15 protein-coding genes and 3 tRNA genes are annotated in these 12788 nt (G+C 68.8%); 14 read left to right on the top strand and 4 right to left on the bottom strand.

From position 1 onward, the window contains the following. Positions 1 to 125: 125 nt before the first annotated feature. The 11 genes from M1D56_RS02135 (at position 126) to M1D56_RS02185 (ending at position 7594) form a co-directional block, all read left to right on the top strand. Complete coding sequence (locus tag M1D56_RS02135; RefSeq protein ID WP_456284538.1) at positions 126 to 524, top strand: plasmid replication, integration and excision activator; 399 nt, start codon at positions 126 to 128, stop codon at positions 522 to 524. After that, positions 524 to 1921, top strand: a complete 1398-nt coding sequence (locus tag M1D56_RS02140) for an FtsK/SpoIIIE domain-containing protein (RefSeq protein ID WP_456284539.1) — start codon at positions 524 to 526, stop codon at positions 1919 to 1921. Before M1D56_RS02135 ends, M1D56_RS02140 begins: the two co-directional genes overlap by 1 nt. After that, entirely contained in the window at positions 1918 to 2337 is a 420-nt protein-coding gene (locus M1D56_RS02145; protein WP_456284540.1) for a hypothetical protein, read from the top strand. Before M1D56_RS02140 ends, M1D56_RS02145 begins: the two co-directional genes overlap by 4 nt. Next, positions 2324 to 3685, top strand: coding sequence for a replication initiator (locus tag M1D56_RS02150; protein ID WP_456284541.1), 1362 nt, complete (start codon positions 2324 to 2326; stop codon positions 3683 to 3685). Before M1D56_RS02145 ends, M1D56_RS02150 begins: the two co-directional genes overlap by 14 nt. Next, positions 3678 to 3917 carry a hypothetical protein gene (locus M1D56_RS02155; RefSeq protein ID WP_456284542.1) on the top strand — a complete coding sequence of 80 codons (240 nt, stop codon included), beginning with the start codon at positions 3678 to 3680 and terminating at the stop codon, positions 3915 to 3917. The genes M1D56_RS02150 and M1D56_RS02155 overlap by 8 nt, the downstream gene beginning before the upstream one ends. Beyond that, positions 3892 to 5022, top strand: a complete 1131-nt coding sequence (locus tag M1D56_RS02160) for a tyrosine-type recombinase/integrase (RefSeq protein WP_456284543.1) — start codon at positions 3892 to 3894, stop codon at positions 5020 to 5022. The genes M1D56_RS02155 and M1D56_RS02160 overlap by 26 nt, the downstream gene beginning before the upstream one ends. A gap of 4 nt (positions 5023 to 5026) precedes the next feature. Continuing rightward, positions 5027 to 5767 carry a hypothetical protein gene (locus tag M1D56_RS02165; protein WP_456284544.1) on the top strand — a complete coding sequence of 247 codons (741 nt, stop codon included), beginning with the start codon at positions 5027 to 5029 and terminating at the stop codon, positions 5765 to 5767. Next, positions 5767 to 6411, top strand: a complete 645-nt coding sequence (locus M1D56_RS02170; RefSeq protein WP_456284545.1) for a metallophosphoesterase family protein — start codon at positions 5767 to 5769, stop codon at positions 6409 to 6411. The genes M1D56_RS02165 and M1D56_RS02170 overlap by 1 nt, the downstream gene beginning before the upstream one ends. 9 nt (positions 6412 to 6420) lie before the next feature. Then, positions 6421 to 6666 (top strand): hypothetical protein, encoded by a 246-nt coding sequence (locus M1D56_RS02175; protein ID WP_456284546.1) that lies wholly within the window; start codon positions 6421 to 6423, stop codon positions 6664 to 6666. Further along, entirely contained in the window at positions 6659 to 6922 is a 264-nt protein-coding gene (locus M1D56_RS02180) for an antitoxin Xre/MbcA/ParS toxin-binding domain-containing protein (protein WP_456284547.1), read from the top strand. Before M1D56_RS02175 ends, M1D56_RS02180 begins: the two co-directional genes overlap by 8 nt. 135 nt (positions 6923 to 7057) lie before the next feature. Continuing rightward, on the top strand, positions 7058 to 7594 hold the full coding sequence (locus M1D56_RS02185) for a hypothetical protein (protein WP_456284548.1): 537 nt from the start codon (positions 7058 to 7060) through the stop codon (positions 7592 to 7594). 216 nt (positions 7595 to 7810) lie between these two features. On the opposite strand, the gene M1D56_RS02190 is transcribed toward M1D56_RS02185, so the two are convergent. The 3 genes from M1D56_RS02190 to M1D56_RS02200 all read right to left on the bottom strand — a co-directional run bounded on the left by M1D56_RS02190 (position 7811) and on the right by M1D56_RS02200 (position 8143). Beyond that, positions 7811 to 7886 (bottom strand) — tRNA-Phe (locus tag M1D56_RS02190). A 66-nt stretch (positions 7887 to 7952) separates the two neighbouring features. Further along, positions 7953 to 8026, bottom strand: a tRNA-Asp gene (locus M1D56_RS02195). A 44-nt stretch (positions 8027 to 8070) separates the two neighbouring features. Continuing rightward, positions 8071 to 8143: transfer RNA gene (locus M1D56_RS02200), tRNA-Glu, on the bottom strand. Positions 8144 to 8352: 209 nt separating this feature from the next. Here M1D56_RS02200 and M1D56_RS02205 point away from each other — a divergent pair. Then, positions 8353 to 9849 (top strand): peptidoglycan DD-metalloendopeptidase family protein, encoded by a 1497-nt coding sequence (locus M1D56_RS02205; protein WP_421076173.1) that lies wholly within the window; start codon positions 8353 to 8355, stop codon positions 9847 to 9849. 64 nt (positions 9850 to 9913) lie between these two features. On the opposite strand, the gene M1D56_RS02210 is transcribed toward M1D56_RS02205, so the two are convergent. Next, positions 9914 to 10450 (bottom strand): inorganic diphosphatase, encoded by a 537-nt coding sequence (locus M1D56_RS02210; protein WP_271174647.1) that lies wholly within the window; start codon positions 10448 to 10450, stop codon positions 9914 to 9916. Positions 10451 to 10569: 119 nt separating this feature from the next. On the opposite strand from M1D56_RS02210, the gene tilS reads away from it, so the two are divergent. Next, a complete protein-coding gene (gene tilS, locus M1D56_RS02215; protein ID WP_456284549.1) occupies positions 10570 to 11592 on the top strand; it encodes a tRNA lysidine(34) synthetase TilS in 1023 nt (340 codons plus the stop codon). Further along, positions 11589 to 12785 (top strand): hypothetical protein, encoded by a 1197-nt coding sequence (locus M1D56_RS02220; protein ID WP_421076175.1) that lies wholly within the window; start codon positions 11589 to 11591, stop codon positions 12783 to 12785. Before tilS ends, M1D56_RS02220 begins: the two co-directional genes overlap by 4 nt. Positions 12786 to 12788: the final 3 nt, after the last annotated feature.

Consider the following 12788-nt stretch of genomic DNA (forward strand, 5'->3'; position numbering starts at 1 on the left):
CGGCGGCCACTTCGCCATAGCCGCAAGCCAAGAAGGACCAAAGTGAGAAAAACGTTGACTCGGTAAGAAGTAAGTGCCATTCTGGGTATGTGAGCGAAACGCTCACTAACTGAGAGGAGTTGGCAATGGCACTGCAGACAGCGATCCCGGTGAGCTTCGAGGCGTACTTCCCTCGGGGCGCGTACATGGTGGGCGAGGTTGAGCCCGTCGTGAGGTGGTCGGATGACGGCGAGCGGCAGGGGCAGGACCTCGACAAGCATTCGGGGCATCCGCTCTGGCAGGTGCGCGTGATCGACGCCGATCCCGAGGCTCGCAAGGGGCAGAACGAGGTGACGGTCAAGATCGCGAGCGTCACGGAGCCCCAGGCGCCGCCGGAGGCCGGTGGGCTCCCGTTCCGACCTGTTCTCTTCGAAGGGCTCTCAGTCACGCCCTACGTCAAGGAGAACGGCGGCCGGCCGCGCGTCGCATATTCGCTGCGCGCCCGCGAGATGAAGCCGGCGCCGAAGCCCCGCGGGAGCGAGTGATGCCTTGGTCATGGCGCACTGAGCGCCTGTACTGGGCGGGGGAGTGGCCCCGGCTGTGGCGTGCCGGCAAGTGGCTGCTGCTCCTCCTCGTGGTCCTGACGTTCTTCCACGGGAACCCGGCCGTTGGTCAGCTCACCAACTGGCTCGTCTTCGGCATGCTCGCGGCGATCGTGCTGCGACGGGTGCTCGCCGGTCGTCGCATGGGGGAGGTCCTGAATCGTCGCTGGCGAGATGCGAGAGGGAAGCAGATTCTCGCGGCCTGGCCTGCGCTCGCGGTGAACCTGGGGCTTGAAGTGCGCGACTTCACCGGCAAGCACGTCGTGACCGGGGCAGGCCAGCCGATTTGGAACGGATGGACCTGCGTGCTCCCGGTGTTCCCGCCACCGGGGCTGACGCGCGAGGACCTGGTCGTGCAGTGCGGCCGGATCGCACAGGCGTTCGAGGCGGTGCGCGTGACGGTTGCCGGCGATCGGCTCAGTGCCCTGGCGCTGCACATTGAGTACACCGATGCGCTTGCCCGTCCGTTCTCGCTGCCGATCGGTGAGGGATGGGACGGCCGCTCCGTCGTCATGGGGCTCGGTGAGGGCGGAGAGGAGTGGCGGCTGCCTGTCGGTCCTCACACTCTCGTCGCTGGCGCATCGGGCAGCGGCAAGGCCTCGCTTGTCTGGGGGCTTCTCCTGGGCCTGGCGCAGCCGATCCGCGAAGGCAGCGTCGAGGTCTGGGGCATCGACCGTAAGGGCGGAATGGAACTCGCCATGGGTCGCGCGCTGCTTACGAGGTTTGCGGACGACGCGCTGCGCTCCGTGCTTCTTCTCGAGGAAGCCGTGCGGGAGATGCAAGAGCGTGCTCGGTCTCTGGCGGGGCACACGCGGCAGCATCTGGCCTCGCCGGAGAGCCCGACCGTCATCGTGCTGATCGACGAACTCGCTGCACTCACGTCGTATGAGACGGATCGCGAGTTGCTGAGACGAGCCAACGCGGCGCTCGCAACGCTCGCGTCACAGGGGCGCGCCGTTGGATTCGTGGTGTTCGCGTGCCTTCAGGATCCGCGTAAAGAGACTCTGCCCGCGCGTGGTCTCTTCACTCAGACGGTCGGTCTCCGGCTACGCGATCGCATGGAGACGGCGATGGTGCTCGGGGACGGCGCGGTCTCGGCCGGCGCGCTGTGCCACGAGATTCCGTCTTCGACACCGGGCGTCGCCTACGTCCTTCCCGATGAGGGCGGTGCGCCTCGGCGGGTACGTGCGGCCTACTTCGCCGATGACCAGATCCGCGAGGCGGCGGCGACGTTCCGCGCCCCGCATCCGCGGCCGATCGAGATCCCCAAGGAGCCGGAAGAACCAGCTCGACGACCGCGCGGCCGTCGAACGAAGACAACGAGCAAGGAGGAAGCATGAGCAAGACAAGCAAGCGGGTGGGGGCCGTCGCCGGCGGCCTCGTCGGCCTCGCACTGGCCGGGGGTGTCGGAGCGGCTGCGGGCTATGGCCTGGGCAGTTCCACCGTGGAGAGCTCGGTGGCTGTCGATGATGCCACTCGTCCCGGCTGCAACCTCGAGCTGACCTGGGATCGCGACGCGCAACAGTATCGCGCCACCTATGACGACGATGGCACTCGAGGTTTCGACGACTACGGGCGCACGGCGAACCTCTTCTGCAGTGACGACGAGATCCTCGTGTGGCAGGAGCAACGGCGCGCTGACGGTCTCGATGATGCCGTGTGTCGACCCGTGCTGCGCGAGGATGCGACGGTCGCCGCGGTATACGCCGTCGGATGCGCGGTTCCGGTGGAGGTGGTCGACGATGAGCCTCGCTGAATCCGTCGCCGCGCGCCTGCGCAGTCCGGAGTTCGAGCGTTGGATGGCCGGGGCTGCCCGAACTGGCTTCTGCTCGAAGCCCGTGCGGCTCATCGGATCCTCGGTCACGCTCGACGCTCAGTCTGGCGAGGTCGTGGGCGAGTTCTCGGCGCAGGCGCAGCCCGACGGTCTCACCTTCACGCGCTGCGGCAACCGTCGGGCCCGACGCTGTGAGTCATGCAGTCACGAGTACAAGGGCGACACCTGGCACATGATCATGGCTGGTGCCGCCGGCGGGATGAAGGACGTCCCCGAGAGCGTGGCGGAGCATCCGATGGTGTTCCTCACGCTCACGGCGCCCTCGTTCGGTGCGGTGCACTCCGTCGCGTCCTCGCGCCGGAACGGTGAGTGTGAGCATGGTCGGCCCCGCGGTTGCTGGTGCGGCCACGAGGCGGAGGACCCGCAGCTCGGTGACCCGCTGTGTGCTGACTGTTACGACTACGTGGGCCACATCGCGTGGCAGTTCTTCGCGCCGGAGCTCTGGCGGCGCTTCACAATCCAGCTGCGCAGGAGCCTCGCTCACGAGCTGGGCCTTACGCAGCGAGCTGCCGCCGAAGTCGTCCGCGTGCAGTTCGCCAAGGTCGCCGAATTCCAGCGGCGCGGCGCGGTGCACTTTCACGCGATCGTGCGCGTTGACGGCGTGAACGAGTTCGCTGAGTTCGCTGCGCCGCCGTCGTGGGTCACGGAGGGTCACCTCGTCGCCGCCATCCGAAGTGCAGCTCGACGCGTCGCCTTCGAAGCGCCTCGCGTACCGGGGGAGCTGGCGCCGCGGGTCCTCCGCTGGGGCAAGCAGCTCGACGTGCGCCCGATCGTTCGCCGCGACGGCCTGGACGGTGCGCTGTCCGACCGTGCAGTCGCCGCCTACATCGCTAAGTACGCGACCAAAGCAACCGACGACCTCGACGGCTCAGGCGCGCAACGTCCGCACGTTCAGCGGCTCAAGGAGGTGGCGACCGCGATCTCAGAACGAGACGGGGTGGATGGCCCGTACGCGCTGCTGTCGAAGTGGTCGAACATGCTCGGGTTCCGGGGCCACTTCTCGTCGAAGTCCCGTCGCTACTCGGTGACGCTCGGATCGCTTCGCGGGGCACGCAGGCGCTGGCGCGTCGATCGGGTGCTCGAGCGCATGCGCGATGACGGGCATGACATTGACGAGGTCCTGGTCGTCGGGTCGTGGAGTTTCGCGGGCATGGGCTGGCTCACCGACGGGGATCGCGCTCTCGCCACGGAGGCCGCTCGTGCAGCTCGTGAGTGGCGTGATGCCCGCAGGACGAGGTCTACATCGAAGGAAGGAGAAGGAGATGCGTGACGACCTGGAAGTGATGGATGCGCCCCTGGAGGAGGCGATCGACGCGGACGAGTACCTGACTCGGCGGGAGGTTGCCGCGCGATGCCGGGTGCCGCTGTCGACGTTCGATGCGCTCCGCAGACAGGCGCGAGTGCCGTTCCCCGACGCGCAGATGGGCAAGCACATGCTGTGGAAGACGTCGGCAATCAAAGCCTTCCTCGAAGCGGGTGGGACTCGTGCGCTCGCCCGGTGAAGCGTCTGTGCGGCGCGATCCGAAGAGCAGGAAGCCCCTGCCGGACGGCATCCGGTACCGAGCGGACCGCAACAAGTACCAGGTGCGCGTCTGGGTGATGGGGCTGAACGGCGAGGACCGCGAACGGAGCTTCCTCGTCGAAACCCTCGCGGAGGCCAAGAAGCTGCGGGCGGAGGCCGTGAAGCGGGTGCGGCCCGACGGTGCCATGACACTGACCACCTGGCACGCGCGCTACTGGCCGACCATCGAGTCTGGCGTCAGGCCGTCGACGGCTCGAGCCTATGAGCGCGCATGGCGCAAGCGGGTCAAGCCCTGGCTCGGACATCGCAAGCTCGAGTCGATCACGGTCGGAGACATCGACGACGCGATCGCGGGCTGGGAGGGATCTGCTTCGACGCGGAATGACGCGCTCTCGACGCTGAGCAGGCTGCTCGATGGCGCAGCTCGAGCGGGGCTCATCGAGGCGAATCCCGCGCGACTGGCTCGTCGTCCCAAGGACGAGCGTGCGCGGAGCTTCAGATCCCGGGCGCTGACCGTGTCGGAGGTGAAGGCCATGCTCGAGAGCGTGGATGAGGGCCCGTACCGCGACTATCTCACCGCCCTCGTTTACACGGGGATGCGGGCTGGAGAGGCGAGTGCGCTGCGGGTTGGCGACGTCGATCTCCTGGGCAGGGTCGTTCATGTGCGGCGCAGCTTCTCGACGGGCGCGGACGGCAAGGTGATCGAGCAGACGCCCAAGAGTCACAAGGAGCGCACTGTGCCGCTGCCGGCCGTGCTGTTGCCGACGATGACTCGCGCCACGGAGGGCAAGCGACGCTCTGACCTCGTCTTCGTCGGCCCGCGTGGGGGTCGAATCAACACGTCGAACTTGCGTCGCGCGGTCGACTGGGCGGCGCTGCGGGACAAGCTCGATCGTCCCGACCTGCGGATCCATGACCTGCGTCACACCCTCGCAACGATGCTCTTCGACGCCGGCGCCGCCGCGAACGATGTGCAAGCGATCCTCGGCCACTCATCGCTCCAGGTGACGGAGCGATACAGCCGCGCACGATCGGATGCCGCATTCCGCGCGAACAGCGCACTTGACAAGCTGATGGGGGAGTAGGGACATGCACCACGAGATCGAGATGGGCAAGTATGCGCCCCTATACGAGTACCTCCGCGCTCACGATGGCCTCGACGAGATCGAGGTGACGCTCGAACAGGTCGAAGCGATACTCGGCTTCGCGTTGCCGCCTCGGGCCCGTCCCGTGAAATCGGAATGGTGGACTATGCACCCGACGAGCAAGCAAGCGTTGAGCTGGATTGTTGCGGGTCGGCGCCCACTTCGGGACGAGGGTCGGGTCGTGTTCGTTCGCGCGGAGGCGAGGCTTGGCGACACAGCAGAACGGCACCGTGACGGAACCGAGCAGTACGTTGCGTTCGCGCGAAAGGAACTCGATGATGGGCCACCCATCGTGCTCGATACCGCCGAGCAGCTGCGGCAGTGGTCGCCTCACGAGGTGTACGTGATTCACTTCCGAGAGGCAGGACTGTTCAAGATTGGGATCGCATCGACGGGGAACGGGCGCCCAGAAGACATCTGCCGTAAGGCGAGAGCGCTGCTGCTCGACCGATATGAGGTCGCCAACGAGTGGGCGGCGAAAGTGATCGAAGGCGAGTGGCTCAGGCAAGTGCGTGACGTTCGCGTCGAGCCGCCCCTGTGGGTTGCTCAACATGCTGGCGTGAGCGAGTTCTGGCGCGACGAGGTGCCGGCGCCGTCACTCCGCGACTACGTCCTGTCCCTCGCGGACGACCTGGCGCGACCGCACTGGTCGACCTCGCTGCCGCCGTCTGTGTGGAGCCGGTGATGGCAGAGTCGCTGAACGATGACTGGTTCGACTTCGACACAGTTGAGTTCGTCACCTCCGACACGCACTTCGGGCACGCCCGGATCAGCGAGCTCGCGGGCCGGCCGTTCACCGACCTCGCCTCGATGGATGCCGAACTGGTGCACCGCTGGAACGAGACCGTCGCGCCGGATGATGTTGTGCTGCATCTCGGCGACGTGGCGCTCGGTCCGATCGAGCAGAGTCTCGCGCTGACATCTCGGCTTCACGGGAGGCGGTACCTCGTTCCGGGAAACCACGATCGCGTGTCTTCGGCGACTCAGACGAAGCGCGCGATCGAGAGGTTTCTTCCGCTGTACGAAGCGGCGGGATGGATGGTGCTACCCGAGATCCTGCGTGGCGTGCGGCACGGCCGTCTGCTGCTCGCGTCGCATTATCCGTACCGTGGCGACTCGCAGGAGGTCGAGCGGCACCAGCGACACCGACCGATCGATGAGGGCCTTCCGCTCATCCACGGCCACACTCACGCCCGCGACCGCGGCGCCGATGGACGCCAGTTCCACGTGGGCGTCGACGCGTTCGGCTACGCACCGATCCCGTTCGAGACCGTCGACGTCTGGCTGCAGACGTTCGTTACGGATCGTTCGTTCCGTAACGAACCGTAGGGAGAACCGATGGTCAAGCAGCTGAAGCACCTCGGCCCTGGCAGTGAACCTGATCCGATCCGCGGCATCGCGTCCGCGATCGTCCTCGTCCGAGGACTCAACGGCCACGAGCCGGATGACGCGGAGATCCGTGAGTGCCTCGAGCTTGACGGCTTGGAGCCCTCGGCCGAGAACGTCGAATTTGTGCAACGGTCCGTTGCGCAATTGTCCAATGGCTTGTTGGACGATTGGCGGCGGGGCGGTTCCTATGGGTGACCGCGACTCGGAGGACCAACTGATTGAGGTCCTCGTCAGCGATGACGTTGTGGCGGGCACATCCCGCGACGTCACGGTCATCGCTGAACTCAGGACTCTGCTTCGAGAGAGCTTCCGCCCGGAGGTAGCTCGTTCCTGGCTCACCGGCCGCAACGCCCACCTCGGCGGCGCTCGTCCGATCGACGTGCTGCGGTTGGGGGAAGGCGGAGACGTACTCGACGCGCTGCGTTCCGAGCTGGCAGGTGGATTCGCCTGAGCTCGCAAGGAGACTGCCCCGTAGCGGGTTGGGCCAATAGGTCACCGAGACGTTGCCCAATTCGCCAACGGCTCGTTGGCGGATTTCGAGCACGGCGCATTCAGGGGGCCTGCGCCGTCGATCTACGGTGGATCCGTGACCTTCCGCCCAGCTGACCGCGTCTACGTTGACGAGTCGAAGGCTCGGGGCTACTACGTCGTCGCGACCGCATCGGCGATCGGCGACGTTCAGGTTGCAGAACGTTCTCTGCGCGACCTCCTCAAGCCAGGTCAGCGCCGGATTCACTTCAAGAGCGAGAGTGACAGCCGTCGTCGGCAGATCCTTTCCCGCATGTGCGCCCTCGACGTGCGGGTGGCCGTGTGGGTGGTGAAGCAGCTGCCCGACAAGGAGGCGCGTCCGCTGTCGTTGGAAGCGCTCGTAGAGGAGGCCGCTCGCGCGGGCGTGAGTCAGTTGATCATCGAGCGGGACGAGTCGCTCGAGCGCGCCGATCGACGGCTGATCGCCGATGTCCTCCGTCGACAGGATGGGTCGGAGTTGCTGTATCGCCATGTCGCGCCGCATGAGCACCCGCTGCTGTGGGTGAGCGATGCGGTGGCGTGGTGCTACTCGAACGGTGGCGACTGGATCCGTCGCGTGGAGTCGATCGTCGAGGCTCGCGTCACTCGGCTGTAGAAACACGTGAGCCTGGCTCGTCATACCGTCCGGAAGACTGCCAGGCCCCGAGGGCTACTGCCCGCCGTATCTCAAGTGTATCGCGGTCGAGGTCGGGTGGTCCAGCGGCGCCGGAACTGCATCGTTACCGGCACAAAACCGGCACAACCCCAGACGCGGCCACCCCAGCACCATCCGTGGCAACGCGAAAACCCCTGGCGAACCAGGGGTTTTTCTTGGTGGCTCCGACGGGCGTCGATCCCGTGACCTCACGATTTTCAGTCGTGCGCTCTACCAACTGAGCTACAGAGCCGAGCTGCAGAAAAACTGCCGCTTCCTATACGAAAGGCCTTCTCGAAAGAAGGCCCGTCGCTTGGAGCGACCCTGACGGGACTTGAACCCGCGACCTCCGCCGTGACAGGGCGGCACGCTAACCAACTGCGCTACAGGGCCATGAATGTGCTTTCGCACACGATTTTCAATTGTATCAGCTTGAGTGACCCCAACGGGATTCGAACCCGTGCTACCGCCGTGAAAGGGCGGCGTCCTAGGCCGCTAAACGATGGGGCCGCGGTGTGAACCCGGGGCTCACGCTTGCCGACGATCAAGCATACGCAGACGCTCTCCGAAAATCCAAACCGCGCCCGCGCGCCGGGCGTGCCGCGCCGCCGATCCGGGTGAGGATGGCTCTGTTCCGCGCCCCGAAGCGGATCTTTCATAGTGCCAGAAGTGAACGATGTTGCTACTGTTGCGGATGTGATTGGCCGGAGAAGGGTGTGATGGAAGCCGAGAAGAATCTCGCGGAAGAGTGCGGCTGCGCGCCCACCGCCGCTGAGCGACGCATTCTCTGGAACCCCATCTCGCGGCGGAACGCCCTCGTGATGGGCGCGCTCGGCGTCGCCGCCATCGGCGCGGCGACCGCCACGAGCCCCTTCGGCCCCGGTGTCTCCGGCGCGTTCGCCGCGTCGTACAACCCCGACGACTACCCCTCGTGGGAGGACGTCGAGGCAGCCCGCAACAACGAGGCCGCCAAGGCGGCCGAGGTGCAGCGCATCGAGGGCCTCATCGCCGGTCTCAAGCAGCGCGTCGCCGAGACCCAGGCGGCCGCGAAGGCCGCGGCCGACGCCTACTACGCCGCACAGCAGGCCTTCTACGAGGCGGCCTACCGCGCCGACGAGCTCCAGAAGCAGGCTGACGAGCAGGCTGAGAAAGCCGATGCCGCCGCGCTGACCGCGGCCCGCCTCGCCGCGCAGCTCTCGCGCTCGGGCGGAGACGACACCTCGCTCGAGCTCCTCTTCGCCGGCTCGGCCGAGAACGCCGACCAGCTCCTCACGCAGCTCGGCCAGATGGACAAGCTCATCGAGCGCAACGAGTCCGTCTACGCGGAGGCCGCGTCAGCCCGTGACTCCGCGCAGTCGCTGAGCGATCAGGCCGAGGTGGCCCGCGCCGAGCGCGACCGCCTGCAGAAGATCGCCGAGGAGAAGATGGTCGCCGCCCAGGAGGCGCAGCAGGCCGCCGAGGCCGCGCTCGCCGACCAGGAGGAGAACCTCATCACCCTCGAGGCGCAGCTCGCGGCCCTCAAGGACACGACGAGCAAGACCGTCCAGGAGTACCAGGAGGGCGTCGAGGCCAAGCGGAAGTACGAGGAGCAGCTCCGCCGCGAGGCCGAGGAGCGCGCCCGCAAGGAAGCCGAGCGGCAGCGCGAGCTCCTCCGCCAGCAGCAGCTCGAGCAGCAGCGCCAGCTCGAGCAGCAGCAGCAACAGCAGCAGAACAGCGGCGGCGGCGGTGGTGGTGGAGGCGGCGGCCAGCAGGCACCCGCCGACAACGGCGGCGGGGGCGGCACGACCCAGCCCGGAACGGGCGGATGGGTGCGCCCCAACAACGGCACGCGCACGTCGGGCTACGGCCCGCGCTACCAGATCTGCGGTTCGAGCTACTGCTCGTCGTCCTTCCACGCGGGGGTCGACCTCGCCGCCGGCTGCGGCGCGGGCATCTACGCGGCGCACTCGGGCACGGTCGTCTACGCCGGCTACAACGGCGGCTACGGCAACTACATCCACATCGACAACGGCGACGGCACGGGCACGGGCTACGCGCACATCGTCGACGGCGGCGTCCTCGTCGGCTACGGACAGTGGGTCGAGGCCGGCCAGCTCATCGCCCTCGAGGGCAACACGGGCAACTCGTTCGGCTGCCACCTCCACTTCGAGGTCTACGTCAACGGCGCGACGGTGAACCCGATCGACTTCATGGCGGCGCGCGGCATCTGGGTCTGACCGCCGGATACGCGAAGGGCGCCTGCCGGCCGGCAGGCGCCCTTCGCGTATCCGCAGCGCGGGATCAGGAGCGGGAGTCGGGCAGCTCGCCCTCGCCCTGCGTGCGCGTCTGGCCCTCGTGCTCCTCGAAGCGCTCGAACGCCTCCTTGACGAGGCGCTCGGCCTCGGCGGCGTTCGCCCACTCGTCGACCTTGACCCACTTGTTGGGCTCGAGGTCCTTGTAGTGCTCGAAGAAGTGCTCGATCTCCTTGCGGGTGTACTCCGGGAGGTCGTCGACGTCCTGGATGTGGTCCCAGCGCGGGTCCTTCGCGAGCACGGCCACGACCTTGTCGTCGCCACCGGCCTCGTCGCTCATCTTGAGCACGGCCACGGGGCGGACCTTGGCGCTCACGCCCGGGTAGATCGCGTGGTCGAGCAGCACGAGCACGTCGAGCGGGTCGCCGTCCTCGCCGAGGGTGTTGTCGAAGAACCCGTAGTCGGTCGGGTAGCCGAAGGTCGTGTAGAGCACGCGGTCGAGGTACACGCGCCCCGTGCCGTGGTCGACCTCGTACTTCACGCGGCTGCCGCGCGGGATCTCGATGACTGCGTCGTACGCGCCCATGCGAGTGGTGTCCTCTCGTAAGGAAATCTGACGTCAGCAAGCGTAGCCGCGCCCGCGAGCCGCGACGAAGCGGGGTGCGCGGGGAGGGCGATCCGCCGTCGGCGGACTACCGTTGACGCGTGCTCGATCCCGCCATCGCCGCCGTCCGCCTCGCCGTGCGCACCGCGCTCGCTCCGCTGGAGGGATCGGCCGCGACCGTCCTCGTCGCCCTGTCCGGCGGCGCCGACTCGCTCGCGCTCGCAGCGGCCGCCGCCTTCGAGGCCCCGCGGCTCGGCCTCCGCGTCGCGAGCGTCACGGTCGACCACGGGCTGCAGGATGAGTCGGCGGAGGTCGCCGCGCGAGCCGCCGAGCAGGCGCGGATGGCCGGAGTGACGGATGCCCGGATCGTGCGCGTCGAGGTGGGCGCGGAGGGCGGCCCCGAGGCCGCCGCCCGGACGGCCCGGTACGCGGCTCTGCGCGAGGCCGCGGCGGAGACCGGCGCCGTCGCCGTGCTCCTCGGCCACACCCTCGACGACCAGGCCGAGACCGTCCTCCTCGGGCTCGCGCGCGGCGCGGGGGCCGGGAGCCTCGCGGGCATGGCCCCGCGCCGCGACGAGCGCGGACTGGCCTGGATCCGCCCGCTCCTAGCCATCCGACGCGAGCAGACCCACGGCTTCTGCGAGGCCTCGGGGCTCGAGCCGTGGCACGATCCGCACAACGCCGACGCGCGCTTCTCGCGGGTGCGGGTGCGGCGCGCGGTCCTCCCCGTGCTCGAGGCCGAGCTGGGCCCGGGCGTCGCGCTCGCGCTCGCCCGCACGGCCGAGCAGCTGCGCGAGGACAACGAGGCCTTCGCCGAGATGATCGACGAGACGATCGAGGACATCGTCGAGCACATCGAGGCGGGCATCGCGATCTCGGTGCCCGCGCTCGTCGCCAACCCGCCCGCGCTCCGGCACCGGATCATCCGCCACGTCGCGCAGAGCGAGTTCGGCGCGAGCCTCACGCGCACGCAGACCCTCGAGGTCGCGCGGCTCGTCTCCGACTGGCAGGGCCAGGGGCCGATCGACCTCCCGGGCTTCGTCGCCGACCGGCGCGGAGCGCTCATCGCGTTCACGGCCCGCAGCACGGAGCAGGGGAGCGAGGAGCAGGGGGGCGCGGGGTGAGCGGACCGCGTGACACCGAGCCCCTCCCGGTCGGGCCGGCGCTCGCGTTCGCGGCAGGCCTCGCGCGGACGACGGGCGGGGCCTTCGTCGCCTCGGGGATCGTCTTCGTCGTCGTGCTCGTCGCGGGCATCATCGGCGAGGAGGCGTACTCCCTCCCGTCGGTGTTCGACGCGATGCTCCGCGCGCTCATGGGCGGCGTCCTCGTCGTCACGGGCGCCGCGCTCCTCGTCGAGCTGCTCCGCGGCATCGCCGAGCGGAGGATGCGGCTGCGCGCGGCCGAGCGCCGGCACGCACAGCCGCGCGCGCCGCGCGTGCCGGTCGTCGAGGCGCGGCGCCTCCGCGAGGATCCGTACGGCGGCATCATGGTGCTCGCCTGGTTCGCCGTCGTCCTCGGCCCCGTCACGGCGCTCGTCGACCTCGTCTCGGGCTTCGACTACGACGGCATCGCCCTGCTCGCCGGAGTGGGGATCACCCTCGCCGCCGTCGGGCTCTTCGCGCTGCGCGGCTGGCTCGGCCGGCGCTGGGAGGCGCGGGTGAAGCGCCTGCCGGGGCCCGGCGGCGGCGCGCGGATGGCCCATCCGCAGCCTGCGGGCGCCAAGCGGCGCGAAGGACGGTGGGCTGCAGCGGGCTTCGCGCTGCAGCTCGGCGCCTACGTGTTCTTCGCCGGCGTCCTGCTGCGTCAGCCGTGCCGCGACTGCGACCCCGTCGACTACGGCGGCGGCCCGATCGAGGGCGTCATCGATGCGCTGGTGAGCGTCGGCGGGGTGCTGATCCTCATCCCGATCGCCCTCCTGCTGCTCTCGACGGTTCCGTTCCTCGTCCGCACCGCGGTCCTCGAGCGGCGGACGCTCCGGGCCGCGCGCGAGGGCGCCCTCTCGCCGTCCGCGGACGTCGACGCGCAGCTGACCGGAGCCGGCGCGCTCTCGCACCTCGCGTCGGGCCTCACCGTGATCGGCTTCCTGCTCGTCATCCTCGGCGCGACCCCGTGGACCGTGCTCGCGAACGACTCGGCGGGCGACGACGACATCGCGGCGCTCGCGGCCTTCCAGCCGCTCCTCGCCCCCGGCTGGGCGCTCATCGCCGCCGGGCTCGCGGCGGGCATCGCCGGGGTCGTCGAGACGCGTGCGCGCAGGGCCGCGATCCACCGCGCGCTCCCGCGCTACGACGTCGGGGTCGCAGCGGAGGAGTCGTAGGAT

The sequence above is a fragment of the Microbacterium sp. JZ101 genome, from assembly GCF_053903175.1.

Excerpts from the sequence above, each read along its gene's own strand:
- M1D56_RS02155 (WP_456284542.1), top strand. The coding sequence starts at position 3,678 with ATGCGTGACGACCTGGAAGTGATGGATGCGCCCCTGGAGGAGGCGATC.
- M1D56_RS02170 (WP_456284545.1), top strand. The coding sequence starts at position 5,767 with ATGGCAGAGTCGCTGAACGATGACTGGTTCGACTTCGACACAGTTGAG.
- M1D56_RS02180 (WP_456284547.1), top strand. The coding sequence starts at position 6,659 with ATGGGTGACCGCGACTCGGAGGACCAACTGATTGAGGTCCTCGTCAGC.
- M1D56_RS02175 (WP_456284546.1), top strand. The coding sequence starts at position 6,421 with ATGGTCAAGCAGCTGAAGCACCTCGGCCCTGGCAGTGAACCTGATCCG.
- M1D56_RS02210 (WP_271174647.1), bottom strand. The coding sequence starts at position 10,450 with ATGGGCGCGTACGACGCAGTCATCGAGATCCCGCGCGGCAGCCGCGTG.
- M1D56_RS02135 (WP_456284538.1), top strand. The coding sequence starts at position 126 with ATGGCACTGCAGACAGCGATCCCGGTGAGCTTCGAGGCGTACTTCCCT.
- M1D56_RS02150 (WP_456284541.1), top strand. The coding sequence starts at position 2,324 with ATGAGCCTCGCTGAATCCGTCGCCGCGCGCCTGCGCAGTCCGGAGTTC.
- M1D56_RS02140 (WP_456284539.1), top strand. The coding sequence starts at position 524 with ATGCCTTGGTCATGGCGCACTGAGCGCCTGTACTGGGCGGGGGAGTGG.
- M1D56_RS02205 (WP_421076173.1), top strand. The coding sequence starts at position 8,353 with ATGGAAGCCGAGAAGAATCTCGCGGAAGAGTGCGGCTGCGCGCCCACC.
- M1D56_RS02145 (WP_456284540.1), top strand. The coding sequence starts at position 1,918 with ATGAGCAAGACAAGCAAGCGGGTGGGGGCCGTCGCCGGCGGCCTCGTC.
- M1D56_RS02165 (WP_456284544.1), top strand. The coding sequence starts at position 5,027 with ATGCACCACGAGATCGAGATGGGCAAGTATGCGCCCCTATACGAGTAC.